Here is a 24364-nt window from a genome sequence, read left to right as displayed (position 1 = left end):
TTTTCCTGCGCCCAGGCTGAACCAGTCCCCTTTCGATGACCATCGAACGCGAAAAGTCGATCTTCCTCGCCGCGCTGGACTATGTCCAAGATGACGCAAGGGCCGCGTTCCTGGCCGAGCAATGTCAAGACGATGCCGAAATGCTGGCGTCGATCCAACAGTTGGTCGCGGCTCATGATCGATCAGTGAACGTGCTCGACCAGGAAACGGATGGCCAGCTCTATCTCCAGGGTCAAATCAAATCGGCCGCCGAGGCGATCGCTTTGAATTCGACCTGGGGGCAAAGCGGAGATGTTGACGTCAACATCCCGGATGCCGCCGGACGCGAGTTTCTTGGCAAATATCTGCTGCTGGAAAAGTTGGGAGAAGGGGGCTTCGGGCAGGTTTATGTCGCCCAGCAGAACGAACCGGTTCGCCGACGGGTCGCAATCAAACTGCTGAAGTCGGGGCTCCTGTCGCGTGATTCCGTCGCACGGTTCGAAGCCGAACGCCAGGCGTTAGCGATGATGGATCACCCCAATATCGCTCGCATCTTCGACGCCGGGACCACCGACTCTGATCGGCCTTACTTTGTGATGGAACTCGTTCGCGGCGTCCATATCACCACCTTTTGCCGCCAACGCAATTTACCCATCGCCGGTCGATTGCAATTGTTCGTCGATGTTTGTCATGCCGTCCAGCATGCCCATCAAAAAGGGATCATTCATCGCGATCTGAAGCCCTCGAACGTGCTGGTCACGCTGCATGACATCGATCCGGTCGCCAAGGTGATCGACTTCGGCGTCGCCAAAGCGTTGAACGAACCGCTGACCGAGAAAACGATCTATACTCGCTTTGCGCAAATGATCGGGACTCCGATGTACATGAGTCCTGAGCAGGCCGAGATGAATGCGTTGGATGTCGATACCCGCAGCGATATCTATTCACTAGGTGTGCTGCTTTACGAGCTATTGACCGAAACGACACCCTTTGATCAACGGCGAATTCAGACGGCGACATTTGATGAGATGCGCCGGATGATCCGCGAGGAAGATCCACCACGGCCGAGTGCTCGTCTCACCGCTAACTGCCTTGACGCCGACACCAAATCGGACGTTTCTGCGATTGGATCGCGCGCTCGCGCCCACGAGTTACGGGGAGATCTCGATTGGATTGTGATGAAGGCGCTGGAGAAAGACCGTCGGCGGCGCTATGAGACGGCCTCGGATTTGGCGAAAGATGTGCAGCGTTATCTTGATCAACAGCCGGTTGTGGCGCGTCCCCCGAGCCACTGGTATCGACTTTCACGATTCGCAAAGCGCAACAGAGTCGCCTTCGTTTCGACACTTCTGATACTGCTGTCGTTGATCGGCGGCATGGTGATCAGTACTTGTCTTGCGATTGTTGCGACGAGAGCGCAACACGAAGCGAACTTGCTTCGTCTTGAAGCTGTAAAATCCGTGGAGCATTTGAAAGAAGCGAATGTCTTGCTGGACAGTGCACGCGCCAATGCCGACGAACAGCGTTGGTCTGTGGCGCACGCGGAGTATTCGCGCGCAACCGAACTGCAGCCGGATCACTATCTAACTTGGTCGGGCCGAGGCGCGTTGTACGCGCGAGTAGGCGCATACGACGATGCTGCGTCGAATTACGCTCATGCATTGTCACTGGGGGCTCCAGCCAATAATCCGGCTTGGTGGGGAGTTCCTCAACTTTTCCTACATGTGCAAAACGATGCTGCGTATGAACAGATCTGCGCAGCGTTCTGGAGTCAGTTGAGGACGATCGATGATCCAATGCAAGTCGCCAACGACGTGCGGGGACTTTGTCTGCGGCCGTTGAGCCAGGAAAAAGCGATTGTTCTCTCCCAGAGGATCGACGCGATCCGGCAAAGCGAGAATGAACAAGAGTGGGTAGACTCGCTCCCGTTTTCAAAGGAGCGACGCCATCGCCCAGGCGTTTCACGCGATCATTTTTCGATGCCCCCGTTTCCCGGAGGTGGACCTCATCGGTTTCCGCCTGGGTTTGGGGGGCCGTCCGGTATGCCGCGCGAACTCCATTCGTATGTCGCCGGCCTGGCCTATTATCGCAGCGGACGTTCGGAAGCGGCGATCCAAATGCTGCGGGATGTCGTGGAGTCTGACAACAGTCATCCGATCGGCAATTTGATATGGCCGGTCTTGGCGCTAACCGAACACGATCTTGGTAATCACGAAAAGTCGCTCGCCGCACTCGATCAGTCTCAGCAGATAATCGATCGCTGGCTCAACGAGATGACGGCCGATCCAACCTTGCAATCGAGCTTACCCTGGTTTGATTTTTTGGAAATTAACATTCTCCACCGCGAAGCGCATCTGAAAATCGACGGCCATCCGCTCCCCCCAGACCCACGATTTGCCGTGATAGAAGCCCATGCGCAAGCGCTTCTAAGCGGCGAAAACTTGGTTGAGCCGGATTAACTCGGCGATTCTCGGCATGATTTTTGGCACCTTGGGGAGCGCAAATTCGCATTGGACTCTGACTGTTTGCCCGCGCACAGGATGTTCGCCCCGTCCAGCCGAGAGAGTGATGCAGAAACTCGTCCCCCAGGATTCGACTCACGCGAAACCAAATAGCGCCGAACCGGTTTCCGCTGAGAGTCAGCTCGAACTTGATCCTACGGCCTCCTTAATCGACCACTTGAAACTCCGTTGTCTGGTGACAACTGTCGCCGATTTAACGCCGGATGCGCCGCTCAAGCAGAGTCTGTCAGCGCCGCTGTTTTACTACGTCGTCAGGGGGCGTTGTCGATTTAAAACGACCGATCACGTGCAGACCGATTTGTTGGAAGGGGATCTCGTCGTTTTGTTTCAACAAGTTCCGCATGAGATTCGCTCGCCGGCGTCGTCGTTGCGCTCTGGCGACGATCCACTACCCAATCAAGCGCGGATCCTTGCGGGGCGCATCAAGTCGAGCGGAATTGATCTTTTTCCACTGCTGACCGATATTCCCCTCAGCATCTATCACGCGTCGGAGTGGGGAGACGATTGTCTTTTAAGACGCATCCTGCCGTTGATCACTCCAGAGCTTGTCGATGATCGGCAAGGCGGCATCGCGGTAGTCAATCTGATGCTGACGTTGGTGGTGGTCGAAATCTTGCGAGACCGGCTAAGCACGCTACGCCAGGACGCGACCGGCTGGATAAAAGCGCTGCAAGACGAAGAAATCAGTCCCATCTTGGCGGCGATGCTGCATCAGCCTGAGCATCCTTGGTCGGTCGAACGATTGGCGGCCGTTAGCTGTATGGCCCGGTCCACCTTCGCCCGCAAGTTTCGCGAGATCGTTGGAGAGGCGCCGATGGACGTGCTGACAAACATTCGAATGCAGATTGCGACCGATCTGCTTAGCTCCGGCGCGAATCTGAAAGAGATCGCGCCTCGGGTCGGATATGGATCAATCCAGGCATTCACGTCAGCCTTCCGGCGCAAGTTCGGGATAACCCCCACGAAGTATCGCAATCTTGAATCAACCAGAACGCCGGGTTAGGCGATTTCGTCCACTCCAAACAGGCTCGATACCAACAGGTCCGAAATTTTGCTGGTCGTTTCAGAGTCGTCGCTTTCGGCCAATTTGTCCAGCAGTTCCTGCAGTGTTTCCGTCAGAGTCGAATCAGAATCGGTCTCTTCCGTACTCTCTTCAGACGCAGCGCCCGCTGGAGGTCCGCCGGGAGGAGGCCCACCAGCGCGCGGTCCACCGGGTGGCGGTCCGCCAGAGGGTCCGCTTGCCGCAGCTGCGCCGCCAGCGGGGACTCGTTGGCTCGCAAGTTCCTCCGCATTCAGACCGTATTTCTCGAAGACGTTAGAAATGGTTTCTTTCACCGCTTCGGAATCGGGGCGCGTGTCGCTCGATTGAAACAGCGCTGAAAGAGCGTCGGCTAGATCCGATTCGAGCGAGGCCTGTTCTTCTGAACTTAGCCCTTCCGCTGCCAACACATCCCCCAGCGTCTGCTGCAGCCCAGACGGCAGTTCCGCTGATCGGGAAGACTTTTGACTGCCGCCGGTCGACTGCAAGTTGTAGATGGCCGAGGCCTGCGTGCTTTGGATGGATGTCATGACACGGTTCTCGCGTTGCTCTAGCGATAGGAGGATTCGATCGGTTTGTCTACCTACAAGATCGGTCACAAACCGATTCCAACGCAGAATTTCCCGTCTCAAACTCCATTGATAGCGTCTCAATCGGGGCGCAGGACCGTCCAGCCGACGATGTCGCCGGGACCAACTTTGCGAAAAAACTTGGCACCGAGCGGTCGCCGATGTCGCATTGGAGTTTGTGACCCCAAATTCCCCCTCGTCACCTACACTGGGAGCTGCTGCGTCGAATGAGCTATTCACCACCAGTCGTCCGACTGCTAACCGCCGGCATCTTGATGGCCTCTACGTGGGGCGTCGCCAACGCTGAAAATTCTAGCGACCGTCCTTTGAAAGATCCCAAGAATGGCGTGACCGTTCATCAGGCATCCGCGTTTCCAGGCTACTCGTTGATCGCTCCCTTGAATTCGACAAGTACATATCTAGTCGACATGGATGGGCGAGTGGTGAATCAATGGAAAAGCGATTACACGCCCGCGCTGAGCGCTTATCTTTTGAAAAATGGCCATCTGCTACGTCCTGCCGCGCAGCGCGAACTTGGCTTTGGCGGACCTGGCGGCGGCGGAAGAATTCAGGAATTCGACTGGGACGGCAAGTTGGTCTGGGACTACTCCTTTGACGGCAGCAAACAGCGGCCGCATCACGATATCTGTCCGTTACCGAACGGCAACGTGTTGGTCGTCGCAAGCGATCCGAAGACGAAGGATGAATCGCTCGCTATGGGGCGTCGCGCCGAGCTTGTGACGGAGCAACTGCTGCCAGATTGCATTCTTGAAATTAAGCCGACTGGCAAAACCACCGGAGAAATCGTCTGGCGTTGGCACGCCTGGGATCATCTGGTCCAAGACATCGATCCTGCCAAACCTGGATATGGCGATGTCTCGGAACATCCAGAACTAATTGATGTCAATTTCTCGACCGCGATGATGGATCGCATGATGCAAGATCCGGCTCAACTCGCGAAACTGCGCTCGCTCGGCTATGTCGGCGGTGGAGCTCCAGTCCCCAAAGTCGAACAGCCAGCCGAAGGCGCCGTAGAGTCGCGTGATGAGGGGCGCGACCAGCGTCCCAATGATCGTCGTCGAGGCCCAGGCGGCCCCGGCGGCATGGGTGGAGACTGGATGCATGTCAATTCGGTGACATACAGCGAAAAGCTGGATCAGATTATGGTCAGTGTGCATGAGTTCAGCGAGGTCTGGATCATCGACCATAGCACGACGACGAAAGAAGCGGCCTCGCATGCCGGTGGCAAGAGCGGGCGCGGCGGGGACTTGCTCTATCGCTGGGGAAACCCGCGGGTCTACCGATCGGGATCGAACGCCGATCAGCGTCTATTCGCACAGCATTGTGCGCATTGGATTGCAGATGGACTACCCGGCGCCGGCCACATGCTGGTCTTTAACAACGGACTGGGACGCCAAGATGGAACTTACTCCAGCGTTGATGAAATTGTATTGCCGCTCAACAGCCAAGGACTTTACGACAAAGACGAATACGTCGCATACGGTCCGGCGGCGGCGGAGTGGACCTATCACGATCCAGAGAAGAGCGACTTTTACTCGATGATGATTTCGGGCGTTCAGCGTCTTGCGAATGGCAATACTTTCGTCTGCTCCGGCGCTCAGGGAATGCTATTTGAGGTAACACCAGAAAAGGAAGTCGTCTGGGTTCTCAAGGTTCCCGGCGCCGGAATGGGCGGTCCCGCCGGGATGCGTCCCGGCCAACTCGTGCCAGAATTTCTGGCGCGAGACCTAAAGATCAGCGAAGAGCAACAACGAGAGATCGCCAAACTGCAAACCACCATCGACTCAAAACTGGCTGAACTGCTCACGGAGGAGCAGTTCCAGTCACTCGCCCAGCCGACTGGCATGGATGGGCAGCGCGGGCCAGGTGGTCGCCGAGGATTCCAACCTCCGAAAATTGGTGAGGTCATTCCCCGTGTCGCGATTGAAAGCTTGAGTCTTACCGCAACGCAAAGCGAGACCCTCCAGCAACTGCAACAACAAGTCGATCAGCAGCTCGCGGCGATTTGGAGCGACGAGCAAAAGGAGACGTTGAAGGAATTGGACGTGCGATTCGCCGCCGGTCCTGGTTTTGGGCCGTTTGGTGGTTTCGGTCCTCCGCCTGGAAATGGCCCGCGCGACGATGATCGACGAGGACGACCTGATCGCGGCGGCCCAAGAGGACCAGGTGGTGGACCCGGCGGCGTGTTCCGGGTTTATCGGTATGCAACGGACTATGCCGCATTCGACGGTAAAGCGATGACGGCTGGCAAGCTTTTGACCGACGAGATGGCCGCTAGCGGTGGTCGTCTCCCAAGCGGTCCGGGGCCACGTCCGCAAAACTAGGGCGGCCTTGTTTTCAAATCCCCAGATCCCGCGGTGTGGTTGATGTTTGCCCCTGAAGCTGCACCGTGGGATCTCTTATTCGCGAGTTGGGAGCCTGTCATGCAATTCGGATTTTTGCCAACGCTACAGCATTGCGTCAGCTTGATATCGTTCTCGCTGATCGGGTACATAGGCCCCGGCGCCGGCTTTGCGCTCGCAGGCTCCTTCATGGCCGTTTTCGGAGCGATCATCTCAGCGATCTCGATGGTTCTCTTGTGGCCGCTGCGACGTCTCTTGCGCCGATGGTTGCGGAAGCGCCCACCGCGCAAGCCGCGATTTCAACGCGTCGTAATTTTGGGACTAGATGGACTGGATCACCGACTGACGCAACAGTTGCTGGATGCCGGCAAGCTGCCGAATCTTGCCCAACTGCAAGCGATAGGAAGTTTTCATTCGCTACGTAGCACGTTGCCGCCGATCTCACCGGTCGCTTGGTCGACTTTTCAAACCGGCGTGAATCCCGGCAAGCACAATATCTTTGACTTTTTGACACCTGACGAAACGACGTATCAGCCCAAGCTAAGCTCGGTCGAAATTCGTAGCGTCAGCGAAAGCATCAGAATCGGCCCGTTTCGCTGGAACTATTCAAAGCCCGATGTGCGGATGCTGCGCAAGAGCAAACCGTTTTGGAGTCTGCTGAGCGACTACGGCATTTTTAACAGCATCATTCGCGTGCCGATTACCTTTCCGCCAGAAAAACTGCGCGGCGTTCAGCTGTCGGCGATGTGCGTTCCCGACTTGCGGGGCACGCAGGGGACCTTCTCGCAATACACGACGAAGCCGCGTGATGATCGTCAAAAGACCGGGGGCGAAGTTCACCATGTCCTTCGCGAAGGGAATCGGGTCGCGTGCGAACTGTTGGGGCCGCCGCGCGGCGATCAGTCAGGCGATTCGTTGAAGCTGCCGTTTCAGGTGCAGATCATTGATGACAAATCAGCCTGGCTGAAGATCGGCGGTAAGAAACATCGCTTAATAAAAGGGGAATACACCGCCTGGATCCAGGTTGCGTTTCGCGTCAGTTGGGCTGTTTCGGTTCACGGAGTCTGTCGCTTTCTACTTTTGAGCACCGAGCCGCAGTTCGAACTTTATGTAACGCCGATCAACATCGATCCCGAAAATCCAGCGATGGCGATTGGCTATCCGTCGGTCTATCCGATCTATCTGGCCAAACAACAAGGCCCGTACGCGACGTTGGGTTTGGCGGAAGATACGTGGGGACTGAGTGAGCAGGTACTGAGTGACAATCACTTTTTGCAACAGTGTATGGACATCGACATCGAACGCGAAACGATGTTCTTCGACAGTCTCGAGAAAGTTCGCCAGGGGCTGTGCGTTTGCGTATTTGACGGGACCGATCGCATGCAGCACATGTTTTGGCGATATCTTGACAAGTCGCATCCGTCGCGACCGGCGATCGTTCCGCCGGCGCTGGAAAATGCCGTAGAGGATCTCTATGTGAGGATGGATAAGCTTGTCGGTCGCACCATCGAAAAGTGTGCAGGGACCGACACGCTACTGATGGTCTTATCGGATCATGGCTTCAATACGTTTCGTCGCGGGATTGATCTTAATCGCTGGTTAGAGGAAAACGGCTATCTAGTGGTCGATGACGCGCGGCGCGGCGAAGACTATCTCGCCGCAGTCGATTGGTCCCAGACCAAAGCGTTCGCGATTGGACTGACCGGTATCTTCATTAATTTGCGAGGCAAGTTTGAACAAGGCGCGGTCGAGCCCGGCGACGAGGCCCAGAAACTGCGAGCGGAGATCGCGCAGCGACTCGCGCGAGCGACCGATCCGCAGACTGATACGAAGGCGGTTCGGCGCGTCTATGAAGCGGTGAAAGCCTATCGCGGACCGTACAAAGAGAACGCACCTGACCTGATCGTCGGTTACGAAAGCGGTTATCGCGTCTCGTGGGACGCGGCGGTCGGGCGAACCAGTCGAGAAATCTTTCACGACAACACCAAGGCTTGGAGCGGCGATCACTGCGTTGATCCGTCGGTTGTGCCGGGCGTCTTATTTTGCAATTACGCGATTCAAACCCAATCACCTCGCTTATTAGATTTGGCGCCGACGGTTCTCGACTTGTTCGGCTGTCCCATTCCTGACTACATGGATGGTGAGCCGCTAACGATCGGAGATTCCCAAATTCCGATGGCTGAATTCACCGAAATACGGGTCGAATCTCCTCAAAAGGTAGCGTCATGACCCAAACTCCAAGCAATTCCATTACCCGACGAACGATCTTGCAAGGCGCAGCGGCAACCGTCGGTTTCGGCGCGTTGGGCGCGACCTCCTATTGGCTCGGCGGGGTCAACCGCGTCTCTCGGAGCTTCGGCAAAAAGGTGATTGTCATCGGTGTCGACGGCATGGACCCGCGACTCTGCCGCAGTCTAATGAAGTCTGGACTGATGCCGAACATGAAACGGATGTCGGCCGCTGGAGGATTTAGTAACCTTGCGACGAGTTGCCCGCCGCAAAGTCCCGTGGCTTGGGCCAACTTTATCAATGGCGCTGGGCCCGGCTCGCACGGCATCTTTGACTTCATTCACCGTCATCCGCAGGATCAATGCGCGCCCTTTTATTCTGCGGCCGAGACGCTCCCCGGGAATGGTTCTATCGAACTGGATGGCCACAACTTACAGCTCGACTTTTGGCCCTTTCAGCATGAACCGCCGAAAACGGTGCTGCGGCGGCAGGGAGTTCCCTTTTGGGACTTCCTTGATAAAGAGCGAATCACGTCAGTCTTTTATGACTTGCCTTCTAACTATCCTCCCAGTCCGTCGCAGTATGGCTATCACCGTTGCGTCTGCGGGATGGGTACGCCTGACATGCAGGGGACCTACGGCACGTATCAATATTTCAGCGAAGACTCACCGGCTAAGGGGGTCGAAGAAGGAGGGGGAAAGCGATCGAAAGCGCTTTTCGAGAACGACTCGGCCCGGATCACGCTGATTGGTCCCGAGAATAGCATGTTGAAAAATCCGACGCCGATCACGGTCGACATCGACGTGCACCGCGATCGCGATTCCAACACGGTTTTGCTTGAATTGCAGGAGCAGAAAATCATGCTGAAGCCGGGCGAGTGGAGCCGGTGGACGAAACTCGATTTCGCGATCTCAACACCCCGACCATTGCCAAATCAGCACGCCGGCGGGATCTGCCGCTTCTATCTTCAAGAAGCTGCGCCGAACTTTCGCCTGTATGTGACGCCGATCAATGTCGACCCCTCGAACCCGGCGGTTCAACTTTCGGAACCGGCTAATTTTATCGAGGATGTGTCGCAAGATCTTGGCTTGTTCTACACGACGGGGTTTCAGGAAGATCACAAAGCGCGATCGAACGGCATCTTCGACGACGATGAATTCCGCCGTCAGGCGATTAGCGTGCTGGAAGAACGACTCGCATTGTTCGAGTACGCTATCGACAACTATGACGATGGTCTCTTGTTCTTCTACTTCTCTAGCAGCGATCTCCAATCGCACATGTTTTGGTGGGATGCGGACGAAGATCCCCACCATCCAACACGCTCTTCCCCTGAAGCGGCAAGTCGCTTTCAGTACGTGAAGGAGCTTTATCAGCGGCTCGATAAAATAATTGGCGACGTTTATGATCGCTACGGCGACAAGGCGACGATCTACGTCATGAGCGATCACGGCTTCGCCAACTTTGGCCGACAGTTCAATGTGAACTCTTGGCTCCGCGACTTTGGATACTTAAATCCGCGCGAGTGTACGTCGATTTTGACCGACGTCGATTGGGCACGCACGCGAGCCTATGGATTGGGAATCAATGGACTTTATTTAAATCTCAAAGGTCGCGAGCGTGATGGGATAGTCGAGCTTGGTGAAGAACAAGAAAAGCTTACGCGGCAATTGATCGCCCGCTTGAAAGCGGTTCGCGACTTCAACGGCAAGCAAGTCATTCGCGATGTTTACCGGTCGAGCGAAATATATAACGGTGCTGCGACTGCGTTGGCGCCGGATCTGATCATTGGCTATGCCCGCGGATATCGAGCTTCGTGGGAAACTTGCTTGGGCGAACTGACGCCGGACGTGCTGTTGGACAATACGTCGGCCTGGAGCGCCGATCACTGTGCCGATGCGTTGGAAGTGCCGGGAATCCTGTGCTGCAACAAACCGATCCGTTTGGTCAATCCCGCGCTGACTGATATCGCTCCGTCGATTCTCTCTGACTTTGGTATTCCGACGCCCAGCACGATGTCGGGACGCAGCATCTTTCAAATCTAGCAACATGCACCTGCAGACAAGGAGCCATCCATGGCCAAGATCAATATCGAAAACAATTTGTACGAGCGAGCCAGACAGGCGACTGCAAAGGAAGGCTACAGCAGCGTCGACGAACTGATCGCTACCGCGGTTGAAAATGAGATCAAGCGGATCGGCGAAGCGGACGCCGAGAAGCAAGTCGCCGATCAACTTCGCGGCCTGGGCTACATTGAGTAACACGATGCTGACGCAGCTACTTATTTGGTTGAATTATTTCGCTTCGGCGATCGCCGATCTGGTGCTGCGACCGATTGGTTGGACGCCGGGCTGGCTATCGATCACCGTGATCGGCGCCGTCACAGGCATCGTGATGTTGGTCGCGTTTAAATACACTTCGCCTCAAGAGGCCATCCGACGAACGCGAAATCAGATCAAAGCTAATTTGCTCGCGTTATCGCTATTTAAAGATGATTTGCGAGTAGGTCTTCGCGCCCAAGGTGGCCTGTTGATGGGCGCCGGTCAACTGCTAGGGCTATCGCTGGGGCCGATGCTGGTCATGTTGATACCCACTTGCCTCTTCTTGGGTCAACTGGCTTTATGGTTCCAAGCGAGGCCCTTAGCAGTTGGCGAAGAAGCGATCGTGACGGTTTATACGCTGCCAAAAGCGGAAAGCGTCGATAGACTTGAAATCAGCGCTGCCTCTTTTTTTGAGATCACCAGAGGTCCAGTCCGCGCGCCGCAGCGTGATTTCGTCAGTTGGCAAGTGAAGGGACTGCAACCGGGAATTCATGCTATGACTTTTGAACTTGGCGACCACCAGTTCAGAAAACTGTTTTCGGTCGGCGGCGGCTATATGCCGGTAAGCATTACTCGTCCTACGTGGAACTGGAGCGAAGTGTTGGTGCATCCGCGTGAGACTCCATTCGCTGTCGATTCCGCTGTGCAATCGATTGAGATGGTTTATCCCGAGCGAAGCTCCTGGACCAGCGGTTCGCAGACATGGCTGATCTATTGGTTTCTCGTTTCTATGCTCGCAGCCTTCGCTGCGCGTCCATTATTGAACGTCAATATTTAGACGCAATCCCGTGTTTCAGGAACTCGAGAAAATAGCATCATGTCAATCGCCACAGAAATTACCATTGTCTCGGGACTTCCTTGCTCTGGCACATCGTTGATGATGCAAATGCTCGATCGCGGCGGGATTCCCGCACTGACTGATGAGATCCGTACCGCCGACACTGATAACCCGCAGGGCTATTATGAGTTTGAACGGGTGAAACGAACGAAAGAAGATCCCTGTTGGTTAGAGGCCGCACCAGGCAAAGTGGTCAAAATGGTCTCGGCCCTGCTTTACGACTTGCCGAACACGCGCCAATACCGCGTCATCTTCATGCGCCGCGACATCGATGAGATTCTCGATTCTCAGGATAAGATGCTTGCACGACTCGGTCGTCCATCGGCCCGACGAGAAGACATCAAACAAGCTTTTTCCATGCATTTGGATCGCCTATTGCTGTGGCTACCAAAGCAGGACCACCTGGAGATGCAGCAAGTGAACTACAACGATCTGCTGGCTGCGCCCGAGAATGAGAGTCAAAAGTTGATTCGCTTTCTAGATGCCGAACTCGATCTTTCAGCGATGGTCGCCGTGATCAATCCCAAACTTTATCGCAATCGTAATTCGAATCTGTCAATCTGAGTAACGAGTTCGGGGATAGCCCGCTACAAGAACAGCCCGCCCGGCTCGTCATCTGTCGCAGTACAGGATTCCCCGTGTGGCGAAAATTTCGAGGCAATACTATCTCTATCAGACTCTTGGAAAGGGCTGACGTACTCGCGTAGCCAGTTGCGACGCATTCCAACGACCGATGACTTCACCGGCGATGCTTAGATCTACCTCTGTTGAACTTTGGGAATCGGGAAATGGTGCGTAGTCCGTAATCCAAAAGCATGCCCAAAATCGACTACACTCTTCTACGCACTTTCGACTCAGACCAAACGTATTTCCCGAGAAAAAACGCTATCGAAATCGACCATTTGCAATGCCTGTTGAATCTTCGTAAACTAAGTCCAGTTCACGGTTTCAGGTGGGAAAAGTAGGACTTGCCGAACAGGCTCATAACCTCGAGGTCGTCGGTTCAAATCCGGCCCCCGCCACTTTCTATCGAAATAAGCCCTTTGGCCAACAGGTCAAAGGGCTTTTTCATTGTGACGTAAAGAGTTACGTCATCGAGCTTGCAGTTCAAGCAGGTGATTTCGAGGATTCGACGCTTCGCAGCGTAATCCGCCGTAACCCACTTCTCTCTCAAGCTTTGCGAAAGTTCAAACGCTTTTATCGCAACGTCGATGATTTCGGTCCGATCACGACTGCAACGTTCCATCCGAAGTCGTAGCTCTGCTTCTTCGTCTCGTAGGTCTTGAGCCTTCATACGAAGCAGGAAATCTTATTCTTGATCGGCTTCTTGCGAATCGTCGCTTTGCATACCACCTTCGCCCGCGTAGTTTGCTACCTGCTGACGACTTAATAACGTCCATTGATCGACAAATCAACTTCCCCGTTCGCACGAATCAGGCGAGCGAAAAACATGTTCACACAAGTCGTGATAGATCGAGTAGAAAACGGGGACCATATATAGGACCAACAACGTGCTGACCATCAGCCCGCAGGCGATGCTGGTGGCCATCGGGATCAGCATTTGCGCTTGACGAGAGGTTTCAAACATCAGCGGCATCAGGCCGCCGATGGTGGTGACAGAGGTTAGCAACACGGGACGACCCTGCTCGCGAGCTCTACTTTTCGGGCATCTATCGGCTGACGCCGTCCGGCGAGATAGCGCTCTTGAATGACAAGCTGATCTTTCCCAAAGGCATCGCCTTCAGTCCCCACGAGAAGAAGCTCTACGTCGCGCAGTCAGAACCCCATGCGGCTTTTGGGATGGAGTACAACGTCGATGAAGATGGCCTGCTCGATGAAGGCAAGGTCTTCTTTGACGCGACCAAGTTTGTCGCCACAGAAAAAGGTTTGCCCGACGGCCTGAAGGTCGACGTCGACGGTAATATCTTTGCGATGGCTCCAAGCGGAGTATTTATTTTTTTCGCCGGACGGAACGCACCTCGGGACGATCGCCACAGGAGAAGCAACGGGGAATGGTGACTGGGGCGATGATGGAACATCGCTCTATATCAACGCCGACATGTACCTCGGGCGCGTAATGACAACGACCAAAGGAAAATAGCCCGCAAGCAATTTGATCGAGCCGGTACAACACCAGGAAGACTGCACAGTGCACGCGGCCTGGGCTGCCTGGGCCGGGTCGACATTCACATCTCCAGTTGTCGGTCGACTAGCGCACGAATCCATTACAGTCGATCAAGCGTCTGAATCACGATCGACAAGCTTTGGCGATCGTTTTATGCCTAAATTCGCGGGACGAGAGTGCTGGACTCGTGACGATAGAGTACGCAAAATCTCCGTAAGATTAAGTTTTGTATCGGTTTTAGAAAACTCTTCCGTCGGCACTTTTAGGACGATCGCTCTGCGGCTTGATTCGAGCCGTCGGGTACACACCATGATTGCAGCCTTTGTCAATAATTCTGTTGCAATTTTAGGCGCAATGCTCGACATTAGAGCAGCCCACCCATCCTTCCGCATCCACTGCGGATCCTACCCGCTTGCCACAAGCACACAAGACTCGCCATGCCTATTACACCGCTTTTTGGATTGGATCGCCGAAACATGTTGCGCGTCAGTGCAGCCGGGGTCCTTGGTGCAACGTTGCCCAGCGTTCCGCTGACAGCGAGCGACGCGAAGGATCGGTCGATTGGGTTTGGGAAAGCCAAATCAGTCTTGATCGTGTTGCTAAGCGGAGGGCCAAGTCAACTTGACATGTTGGACCCCAAGCCCGACGCCCCCATGGAAGTGCGCGGAGAGTTCAAACCAATTGCGACCAAAATTCCCGGTGTCGCAGTTTGTGAGCATCTCCCCAAACTTGCGAGTCACGCTGATCGTTGGTCGCTTGTGCGTACTTTAGCGCATCAAGAGCACAATCATCTTTTGGCCACGCATGTGGCGTTAACCGGTCGCCCTACCCCATTGGCACGCGGCGGATCCGATTTGGACCGGGTCGAGAGTCGGAATGACTTTCCTAATTTCGCCGCGGCGCTCAATTTCGTCCAACCTCGGACCGATGGCATTCCTAGCGGCGTATCACTACCCAACTATCTGATCGAAGGCCCGCTCACTTGGCCAGGTCAGCACGCTGGTTTCCTGGGGGCCAAACATGATCCGTGGCAAATCAATGGCGATCCCAACGACGGCGACTTCCGCATTCAAGCGCTGTCGATGCACGACGGGATGTCGACGGATCGGCTTCAATCGCGTCGCCAATTATTGGACCACCTGAATCGCGGCCGAGGAGCCCTAACGGGCAGCGAGCCTGATTCACTCCGCGATCAACAAGATCTCGCCTACGGCTTGTTAACCTCTGGAAAGCTTACCCAAGCGTTTCAAATCAGTCGTGAGTCGGATCAAACTCGTGATCGCTATGGCCGCAATAAATTCGGCCAGTCGTTGTTACTGTCGAAACGAATGATCGAAGCAGGCGTGCCGATCGTGCAAGCCACGATGGGGATCGTGCAGACTTGGGATACCCATGTCGACAACTGGGGCAAGTTAAAGAACACCCTGTTGCCGCAGTTGGATCAAGGGTTGGAAGCACTTACTGACGACCTGAACACCTCCGGTTTGCTGGACCAAACATTGGTCATCGTCATGGGCGAATTCGGACGCACTCCGAGGGTTTCGACCCTACCTGGCCAGACCATTCCGGGGCGTGACCACTGGGCTCATGCATATTCCGGCCTGTTCGCTGGAGCAGGCGTTCGAGGAGGCCAAGTCCTTGGGCAAACCGATGCCCAGGCGGCGTATCCCATTACGAATTCATGGTCGCCTGCCGACATTTGCAGCACGATTTTCAACGCCCTCGGCATTGATTCTGAGGCGACGATTTCAGACCCCTTAAACCGTCCTCATCACCTGCTCAACGGCAATGTCATTTCCAATCTTTATACCGGAGCTAGTGCATAAACATGTGGTCGAAGCAAAGCTCGCCCCATGCCGAATTGAGAAGCGTCCTCCCTTGATTTTCCCCACCGAATCCATCACCGATTTGCCTTAGTTTTGTCAGCGTTTTTCCGTCGGCTACAGAACAACAAGCCGGCGGTCCTCCCTCCGACAATCTTCCTCACTCACCGCTCCTCCCTTTGGGAAAATGAATCATGTCTTCGCGTTACCCAAAACAACCCAGCGGATGTCGTGAGTTTCGACAAGCAACGACGTTTAATCGTCGTCAATTGCTCCAAGCGGGCGCACTTGGCGCTTTGGGACTTGGCATGGGAGATTTGCAGTCGCATTTAGCCGCCGCAGAGACAAACCGAGAGTTCCCACGAAAGGGAAAAGCCAAGGCCTGCATTTTTCTTTTCATGTGGGGAGGACCGAGCCAACTAGAGACCTTCGACCCGAAGCCAGATGCGCCGGCCGAGATTCGCGGAGACTTTAAACCGATCGCGACGAAAGTTCCGGGGACGCAAATCAGTGAGCATTTCAGTCGCGTGGCGAAGTTGACGGATAAGCTGGCGATCATCCGCTCGATGACTCACGACGACCCTGCTCACTTGTCCAGCGGTCATGCAACCTTGACTGGCAATCTAGCTCCGATTGTGAAGAGCGATGCGGATCCGCCGAGCGCCAAAGATTCGCCCCATCTTGGTTCGCTCATTTCAAAGCTACGCCCCAACGACTCGGGACTTCCCTCGTTTGTCGCGATGCCCTGGAAGGCGCTTCATCCGGCGGCCCCTGGCGGTGAAGCCCCAGGACAACACGGCGGTTACCTGGGCTCCGCCTATGATGGCATGCTTTTAAGCGGCGACTTGAACGATCCAAATTGGCGTCCGCAAGGGTTAGAGTTGCCTGCCAATATGCCGTTGGATCGGCTGGAGTCGAGAGTCGCGTTGCTGAAGATGCTCGATGCTCAGCGTGCAAGTCTCCAGCAATCGCTCGCCACCACTTCCTTTGACAACCACCAATCTCGCGCCATGGAGATGATTGGTTCCACGAAGGTTCGGAACGCGTTCGACCTGACTCAGGAATCCGATGCGACACGCGAGCGATTCGGCCGTAATATCCACGGGCAGTCCGTTTTGATGGCGAGACGCTTAGTTGAACATGGAGTCCCTTTGGTCTCCGTCAATTGGCACAACGACGGCAAAAACTTTTGGGATACCCACGGCGACAATTTCAATCGATTGAAGAATGAACTAATTCCCCCGGCCGATATGGCGCTCGCCGCTCTTTTGCAAGATCTGGATGAGCGCGGCATGCTTGACGAAACCATCGTCGCGTGGGTCGGAGAATTCGGACGCAAGCCGCAGATTACGGCGAACAACGCCGGTAGAGAACATTGGCCTTTTTGCTACAACGGCATTCTCGCCGGTGGAGGCGTCAAGCCGGGTGTCGTTTACGGCGCTAGCGATAAACATGCCGCCTATCCGGTCTCCAATCCGGTCGCGCCTCAAGATTTCGCGACGACCATCCTCCATGCGATGGGCGTACAGACGACTGCTTCGCTCCTGGATCGAGAGAATCGTCCCCACCAAATTTGTTCTGGAAGAGTCCTTCAGGATTTGCTGATCGGATAGATTTACGATCGCTCTATGAGCGCCGCGTAAACGACCGCCTGTCAACCTACTTCAAATCGGGCCGACTCTGGCTTAAAAACCATGCGAACGAAAACAATCTTGAGTTCCGTCATCGGCATGCTGCTTATTTTGTGGCAGCTCCCAGTGAATGCGGATACGGTCGAAGCGATTCGCCCCCGCACGTGTAAGCCTGGCGCTACGTCGATGCTGACGATTCACGGCAAAGATCTTTCGACCGACTTGCGTCTTGCGTTCAGCGCGCCTGGCGTCACCGCGCAGATCGAAAAGCTCGAACCGACTCAGGCCGTGGTCGCGATCACCGTTCCGGAAAACCATCCCCTGGGCCCTATGCACCTCTGGAACGCCTCCAATACCGGAGCCATTCAATCGCATACGCTGTTTGTTGACGATTTAGAACCGGTCACTGATAACGCGAACAACCATTCGATCGAAGCCGCTCAAGAGATCTTTCCACTCGCCGCGATTGAAGGCGTCTGCGATCCGTCGACCAGTGATTACTATCGTTTTCACGTTGCCGCCGATGAGCGTGTTACGTTCGAGGTTCACACCCAGGCTCTCCATTCTGCGATGGATCCAGTTTGCCGGTTGCTGGATGCCGCTGGTAATACACTGACGCTGGCCGACGATACTAATATTGGCCCCGATGCCCGCTTTAGTTTTCAGTTTCCCAATGCAGGGGAATACTGGCTAGAAATTCACGACAATCGAAACGGCGCAGCCGGCGCTCCCTATCAGTTGCGAATTGGCGATTTTCCCTTGGTCAGCGGAAGCTTTCCACTGGCAGTTCAAACAGGTCAAAAGACAAGCGTCTCGTTTTTGGGCCGTGACGCCGAATTGTCAGAACCGCAAATTGTTGAAATTCCGGCCGGCCTCACTGAAAAAGTCACAGTTCGCGCTAAAGTGAAAGATGGAAAATCCTCTACTTGGGTTCCCTTGCTCTGCAGCAATTATCCTCAAGTCATCGAACCCGCCTCGACAGAAGTCTTGACACTGCCGGTCGGCATCAGCGGTCGACTATCAGCTCCGAAAGAAGTTGACCACTATTCGATCAGCGGCGCCAAAGGACAAACAATCAGGGCAACTTCCAAAACGCGAAGTCTCCATTGTCCAACACTGCTGCAGATGCAGCTGTTCACCGCCGCAGGAGCGAAAATTGCCGAAACGATTGTTACGGATAGCGACGAGTGGAGCATGGACGTCGCTTTTCCAGAGGATGGCGAATATCGCCTTGACGTATCAGACTTGCTGGGACGCGGTGGAGCGGAGTTCGGCTATTGGGTTGAAGTGACGCCTGCCGGCGTCTTTTCGGTGTCGCTCAAAGGAGATGCGAACACTCGTGAACAGTTCGGCGTCGAACTTAAGAACGGCGCATGTGCTCTAGATCTGACCGTGTCTCGTTTCGGCTTCGATGGAGAAATCGAACTCTCGTTGGCGCATCCCGATCGTGGAATTCGGTTTCTCAATCCGACGATTCCCGCGAAAGTCGACTCAGTTCGCGTCTATTTGACGTCCGACGAGACATGGCGTCTCGATCAATTGGAAGTTCTGAATATCGTCGCGACCGCCGTGGGAGATCCCCAAAACTATTGCGTGGTCAACAGTCACGCGATTCGTCGATTAAAAGAACCGTTTGTCTTGTCTCCCAATCCAGAACTAGACGGAGCAATCGTCTTGGCGGCCAAGCCCGCCACAGAAGCTCCCTTTGCGCTTGAGCCGACAGCGTCCATCGTACTGGCTCGTCCCCTACTTACCCACACCGCCGTGCTGAACCTAAAGCGAATTCAAGCCGAATTCAAATCAGGCGTCGAAGTACTAGGCAATGCGTTGCCAACGGCTTGGCAAGGTAGTGCAACCGCAGAGAATGACACTTACACGCTAACGATGAATCGCAATGATCCAGCGGCAGGCGAGCCTGATCACGTTTCGCTGCTGACCTATGGCGAGTTCAACGGGGCTGGTCGTCTAGAAAAAACAGACCTGCCGATCCAGTGGATTGATCCGCTTAATGTGAAACTGGAATTTCCGGAACCCATGGTTCGCGGTGGGGTCGCCAACGTCCGCGCAGCCGTGACACGCTATGGAGACGAGGCTCCACCCGTCACGCTATCATTCGCAAATCTTCCACCAGGAGTCACAGGCCCTGAGTCCATCACAATTACTGCTGAACAGTCTTCCGCGAATTTTGACTTGCAAATTGCCGCCGATGTTGCGATTGACGTGGCGCACTCGTTGACTTTGAACGCCGCCAGTAAGTTTCGTGGACAAGATTTTACGGTAAGCTCGACGCACGAATTGCCTAAGCTTATCGACGGACCGCAAAAGTTAAGCGTCTACCCCCAGGCAATAGAACTGAATGATTCTTTGGGTCGACAACAATTCGTCGTGACAGGAACATACGACGACAATTCATCTCGCGATTGGACACGATACGCACGAATTACTTCGTCTCACCCCGAGATTGCCCAGGTGCGAGGTGGGGTCGTATTTCCGGTCGCCGATGGAGAAACGAAAATCACGGTGAAGGTAGGAAATGTTGAGCAAATTATTCCTGTTCACGTTTCACAGATGGGGACGCCTCGCAGGATTGAATTCGAATCGGAAGTTCTGGTCGCGTTATCCAAGCAGGGTTGCAACTCGGGGGCTTGCCACGGCTCGCCCAGCGGCAAAGGAGGCTTTCGTTTGTCGCTTCGCGCCTTTGACAAGCAACTGGATCAACTTACCTTGATCCGAGAAGATTTTGGACGCCGCACGAATACGCTCGAACCCGAAAAGAGTCTCTTACTTCGCAAGCCGCTGATGAGCGTCGCCCACGGCGGCGGCAAGCAATTGCGTAAAGAAGATGAAGCCTACACGATCTTACGAGACTGGATTGCAGCGGGCGCTGTCGCAGATCCCCCCAACTCGCCGCGAATCGCCAAGCTCGCTACGTTTCCTGCAGAGAAGATGACTCGCTCGGTAGCCGACGGTGGACAACAATTATCGGTTACCGCACATTTCACCGACGGCAAAATTCGCGACGTCACGCATCTGGTCGCCTACGAGACCTCCGACGGAGCCATCGCCACGGTAGACGCGCAGGGGATGGTTCATCCGCATGAGCGCGGTGAAGTTGTCATCCTCGTCCGATTTTTAGAGCATATTGAATCGGTATCGTTGACTTTTGTTGAAGAACAAAAGGATTTCAAATGGGTGTCATTGCCCCCACACAACTACATCGACGAATTAGTGAACGCCAAGCTGCAACAGCTCCAATACTTGCCGGCGAAGACTTGTAGCGACTCCGAATTTATCCGACGCGTCTATTTGGATCTGCTCGGCATTTTACCGACCGTGGACGAAACGACAACGTTCCTCGCTGACCCGGCCGAAGATAAGAGATCACGCCTGATTGATAGGGTGCTAGAGCGCGAAGAATACGCCAAATTCTGGGCGTTAAAGTGGGGCGACTTGTTGAAGATGACCAGCAAGCAAGTTGGCGACGATGGGGTCTACAAATATTATCGCTGGGTCGAAGACTCGCTTAACAGCAATATGCCCTACGACAAATTCGCCGAACAGCTGATCACTGCTTCCGGCAGCACATTGGCCAATCCGCCTGCCAACTTCTACCGCACTTCGGCCGATATGAATGACTGCGTCGAAACGATTTCTCAGGTTTTTCTCGGCGCTCGCTTGCAGTGCGCCAAGTGTCACAATCACCCTTTCGAGCGTTGGACCCAAGACAATTACTACGGTCTGGGAGCGTTCTTTAATCGGGTTCAACATCGAAAGACCGATCGCCCCGGCGAGATGTTCATCTACAACGCGACGTCAGGCGAGGTTACGCAACCCCGAACCGGCGAGGTCATGCTTCCTTGGCTGCCTCAGCAAGGAGCCATCCCGCGACCTGAAGACGTCGATCAACGAGTCGCGTTCGCCCAATGGCTGGTGAAACCCGACAATCCGTATTTCGCGCGGATCGAAGCGAACCGTATTTGGAGCCAGCTGTTTACGCGCGGCATTGTGGACCCAATTGACGATTTCCGTGATTCGAATCCCCCGTCGAACGCTCCGTTACTGGATGCCCTGGCGAAAGAGTTTGTTGACTCTGGTTATGATCGAAAGCAGTTATTGCGATCGATTCTGTCTAGTCGGACCTATCAAGCCAGCCATGCGACGAATGAGCACAATCAAGACGACAATACCTATTTCTCACATCAAGAGCCGCGGATGCTAGGCGCCGAACAGTTGCTCGATGCGATCAACCGTAGCTTAGATCTGAAGCAGCAATTTGGCAGTCTTCCTCAGGGAACGATGGCGACCCAACTGCCGGCGCCAGATGTGGTGAAGGTAGAGTTCCTGAAGGTGTTCGGTCAGCCAGAGCGGAGCAGCGTCTGTGCTTGCGAACGCGCCGACGATTCCAATCTCGGAATGGCGATCGAATTGTTTAACGGACCGTTCATCTATCAGAAACTGCATGACGAAAACAATCGCTTTCGCAAGGGAATCGCTGCGGGAAAGAGCGTTGAACAGATCGTTAGTGAACTTTATCTAGCAGCCGTTTGCCGCCCTCCCTCGGATGTTGAGCTGAAAGCCGCAATCGATCACTGTGCGAAGAACCCTGATACCGTCGTTGGTATTGAGGATATTTGCTGGGCGTTGTTCAACACCGACGAATTTTTGTTTCAGCACTAAAACAACGCATTCCAGTTTTGCATGCCCGTGCGACGTTGCATTTAGTCGAGATTGAATACTTGCAGGCAGCTTGCTGCAACAGCGAATATAAAACGGCCGGATACATTATGAATCACCACCACTTAACGACGATTCTTCTCTTTTGTTTTGCGGTCGGATCAACGCACGGCGCCGAAGGTTCCGTTAGCTTTTCCTCCGATATTGCGCCTATCCTGCTGGACAACTGCCTGGCTTGCCATGGGGCCAAGAAGGCCGAAGGGGGTTATCGCGTCGATAGCTATAACGAGTTGTTCAAGGCCGGCGATTCAGGCGAATCGCCAATCGCTGTAGACCCCAAAAACTCTTCCGAACTTCTGCGAAGAATTAGCTGCTCTGACGAATTCGAACGCATGCCTGCCGAAAGTGAACCGCTTGCAGCCGAACAAGTTACCTCGATTCAGCAGTGGATCGCCGAAGGCGCCAAGTTCGATGGTGACGATCCGGCTCGCGCTCTTGAGTTGGTGATTCCCCCACGGCAATATTCGCCGCCCACTGAAAATTACGCTCATGCACTGCCGATCACGGCGGTCGCTTTTTCGCCCGACGGAAAGTTTGTGATTGCCAGCGGCTATCACGAATTGACCGTTTGGGATACCGAAAATGGAGCGCTCGTTCGTCGCATCAGCAACATCGGCCAACGCGTATTCGCAATCAGCTTTTCACCTGATGCTGCAACTTTGGCGGTTGGCGGCGGCGAGCCAGGCAAAAGCGGTGAAGTCAGGTTGGTTGATTTTGCAACAGGCGAAATCACAGGAGTCGTCGCAAGAACGGATGACATTGTGATTGACGTCGCCTATCGCCCAAGCACGCCGGAACTTGCCGTCGCTTCAGCCGACAGTTCCATTCGAATCGTCAATACGCAAACTCTAGAAGAAGTTCGCACCATCGCGAGTCACGCAGACTGGGTGACATCCGTGGCCTGGAGCGACGATGGCACGGTTCTCGCATCCGGCAGTCGTGACAAGTCAGCCAAGGCCTACGAAGCTGCGACCGGAAAATTACTTTCCACCTATGCCGGACATGGATCCATCGTGCGAGCAGTTAGCGTTCTGCCTGACAGCAAACAAGTTGTTTCGGTCGGAGCCGACAACAAATTGCATCGTTGGGAAATCACGGAAGCAAAAAAGGTGGCCGAAATTGCTCTCGGCGGCGAAGGCCAAAAAGTTCTACGCCGTGCGGACCAACTCTTCATCCCCTGTACCGATACGCGTCTGCTGCGGATTGATTTGAAGGAAAACAAGATTGCTCAAGAATACAAAGGGCATAGTGACTGGGTTCTGACAATCGCGGAGCAGCCAGCGATGATCGACGATTTGAATAATCGGCTGCTGGTCAGTGGATCGTTCGATGGCGAAGTGCGGCTGTGGAAAGAAAGTGACGGGACGCTCGTGCGCGCTTGGATCGCCAAACCCTGATGGCGGTCATAGTCGTAAACCGCTGACTTTGCGAAGCTCCATGGCGACGATCTCCGTTTTCATGGGAAGCGGCCACTGGCCGATCCTTGCTCGGCGCTCCATTAACCCCGCCCCGGCACGATCTACGGCACAACGACATGTGCGGTGCAGATTAATTGTCTTTTGAGCTAATTGATCAGCAGATCTCGACTTCGAAGAGCAGGGGGTGAGTTTAGGGCAGAAACGCAGCAATTTGGCCTCGAAAATCGAGCTAGACTCAGCGTTCACTAGCCTCAGGGTTGTAGGCAATCTTGAGGGGCGTGAACTTGGTTAATCGCTCTCGTTTCATGGGCGATTCCTTTCTTCTGTGTGAATGAAATCACCTCCGATTCGGGGGGTGAGCTGTTGTCTGAGTGGAACGCTGTCGCTGCTAGCTCTCGGCTTGCATATGGAGGCATAAAGCAAACGTAATGCGTTCTAACCTTATCCTAGAAAGGTAGTTGCCTACGTTTTCTCGCTTTTCTGTTTCTTTTACGTTATTTTGATTGCGCTAATTGACACCCGCATTTTGGGCTATTAGCATTCTCCGGTGGCGGTGCGATCAACCGGGATGATGTGTCGACATGTCTGAGGGAGGGGTGGGCAAACAACCTGCCAATTCGCCGTTTAATGTCGCCAGTACACGAAGTCTGCTGCGTGTTTCGACTCGCTGGGCCATGGCTTATCTATTTCTATTCCTGTTGAAGCTCAACCTCTATGAATCCCAATGACTCGTCCGCGAGCAAAGGTCTTACCCGTCGCCAACGCAACAAAGCTCG

The 24364-nt window shown here is 54.6% G+C and carries 15 protein-coding genes and 1 pseudogene; 13 read left to right on the top strand and 3 right to left on the bottom strand.

Annotated elements, in window-relative coordinates:
* The first annotated feature begins 35 nt into the window (after positions 1 to 35).
* On the top strand, positions 36 to 2438 hold the full coding sequence (locus tag SH421x_RS16100; RefSeq protein WP_488850407.1) for a serine/threonine protein kinase: 2403 nt from the start codon (positions 36 to 38) through the stop codon (positions 2436 to 2438).
* 109 nt (positions 2439 to 2547) lie between these two features.
* A complete protein-coding gene (locus SH421x_RS16095) occupies positions 2548 to 3504 on the top strand; it encodes a helix-turn-helix domain-containing protein (RefSeq protein WP_488850406.1) in 957 nt (318 codons plus the stop codon).
* Here the strand turns inward: SH421x_RS16095 and SH421x_RS16090 are convergent.
* Positions 3501 to 4070 carry a hypothetical protein gene (locus tag SH421x_RS16090; protein WP_488850405.1) on the bottom strand — a complete coding sequence of 190 codons (570 nt, stop codon included), beginning with the start codon at positions 4068 to 4070 and terminating at the stop codon, positions 3501 to 3503. The two genes, SH421x_RS16095 and SH421x_RS16090, sit on opposite strands and share 4 nt — an antisense overlap.
* 266 nt (positions 4071 to 4336) lie before the next feature.
* Here SH421x_RS16090 and SH421x_RS16085 point away from each other — a divergent pair, with 266 nt between their 5' ends.
* From SH421x_RS16085 to SH421x_RS16060, 6 genes are all read left to right on the top strand, one after another.
* On the top strand, positions 4337 to 6454 hold the full coding sequence (locus SH421x_RS16085) for an aryl-sulfate sulfotransferase (protein ID WP_488850404.1): 2118 nt from the start codon (positions 4337 to 4339) through the stop codon (positions 6452 to 6454).
* 99 nt (positions 6455 to 6553) lie between these two features.
* Positions 6554 to 8701: an alkaline phosphatase family protein gene (locus SH421x_RS16080; protein ID WP_488850402.1), complete on the top strand. Its 2148-nt coding sequence runs from the start codon at positions 6554 to 6556 to the stop codon at positions 8699 to 8701.
* Positions 8698 to 10743 (top strand): alkaline phosphatase family protein, encoded by a 2046-nt coding sequence (locus SH421x_RS16075; protein WP_488850400.1) that lies wholly within the window; start codon positions 8698 to 8700, stop codon positions 10741 to 10743. Before SH421x_RS16080 ends, SH421x_RS16075 begins: the two co-directional genes overlap by 4 nt.
* A 30-nt stretch (positions 10744 to 10773) precedes the next feature.
* Positions 10774 to 10959 carry a hypothetical protein gene (locus tag SH421x_RS16070; RefSeq protein WP_488850399.1) on the top strand — a complete coding sequence of 62 codons (186 nt, stop codon included), beginning with the start codon at positions 10774 to 10776 and terminating at the stop codon, positions 10957 to 10959.
* Positions 10960 to 10963: 4 nt separating this feature from the next.
* Complete coding sequence (locus SH421x_RS16065) at positions 10964 to 11797, top strand: hypothetical protein (protein WP_488850398.1); 834 nt, start codon at positions 10964 to 10966, stop codon at positions 11795 to 11797.
* Between the two features lie 39 nt (positions 11798 to 11836).
* The gene (locus SH421x_RS16060) at positions 11837 to 12421 is read left to right on the top strand and encodes a sulfotransferase (RefSeq protein ID WP_488850396.1); all 585 of its coding nucleotides are present in this window, start codon (positions 11837 to 11839) and stop codon (positions 12419 to 12421) included.
* 439 nt (positions 12422 to 12860) lie between these two features.
* Here the strand turns inward: SH421x_RS16060 and SH421x_RS16055 are convergent, their stop codons facing one another.
* Together SH421x_RS16055 and SH421x_RS16050 are read right to left on the bottom strand one after the other, a co-directional pair.
* Complete coding sequence (locus tag SH421x_RS16055; RefSeq protein ID WP_488850395.1) at positions 12861 to 13151, bottom strand: hypothetical protein; 291 nt, start codon at positions 13149 to 13151, stop codon at positions 12861 to 12863.
* Positions 13152 to 13268: 117 nt separating this feature from the next.
* A pseudogene (locus tag SH421x_RS16050) lies at positions 13269 to 13496 on the bottom strand (efflux RND transporter permease subunit); the annotation flags it as partial.
* A gap of 65 nt (positions 13497 to 13561) precedes the next feature.
* Between SH421x_RS16050 and SH421x_RS16045 the strand changes: the two are divergent.
* From SH421x_RS16045 to SH421x_RS16025, 5 genes are all read left to right on the top strand, one after another.
* Entirely contained in the window at positions 13562 to 13876 is a 315-nt protein-coding gene (locus SH421x_RS16045; RefSeq protein ID WP_488850394.1) for an SMP-30/gluconolactonase/LRE family protein, read from the top strand.
* Between the two features lie 582 nt (positions 13877 to 14458).
* On the top strand, positions 14459 to 15808 hold the full coding sequence (locus SH421x_RS16040; RefSeq protein ID WP_488850393.1) for a DUF1501 domain-containing protein: 1350 nt from the start codon (positions 14459 to 14461) through the stop codon (positions 15806 to 15808).
* 191 nt (positions 15809 to 15999) lie between these two features.
* Positions 16000 to 17418: a DUF1501 domain-containing protein gene (locus tag SH421x_RS16035; RefSeq protein ID WP_488850392.1), complete on the top strand. Its 1419-nt coding sequence runs from the start codon at positions 16000 to 16002 to the stop codon at positions 17416 to 17418.
* 99 nt (positions 17419 to 17517) lie between these two features.
* Complete coding sequence (locus SH421x_RS16030) at positions 17518 to 22113, top strand: DUF1549 domain-containing protein (protein WP_488850391.1); 4596 nt, start codon at positions 17518 to 17520, stop codon at positions 22111 to 22113.
* Positions 22114 to 22220: 107 nt separating this feature from the next.
* Positions 22221 to 23567: a c-type cytochrome domain-containing protein gene (locus SH421x_RS16025; RefSeq protein ID WP_488850390.1), complete on the top strand. Its 1347-nt coding sequence runs from the start codon at positions 22221 to 22223 to the stop codon at positions 23565 to 23567.
* The last annotated feature ends 797 nt before the right edge of the window (positions 23568 to 24364 follow it).

The sequence above is a fragment of the Blastopirellula sp. SH421 genome (assembly GCF_057808535.1).
This window is presented reverse-complemented; position numbering and strand designations above follow the sequence as displayed.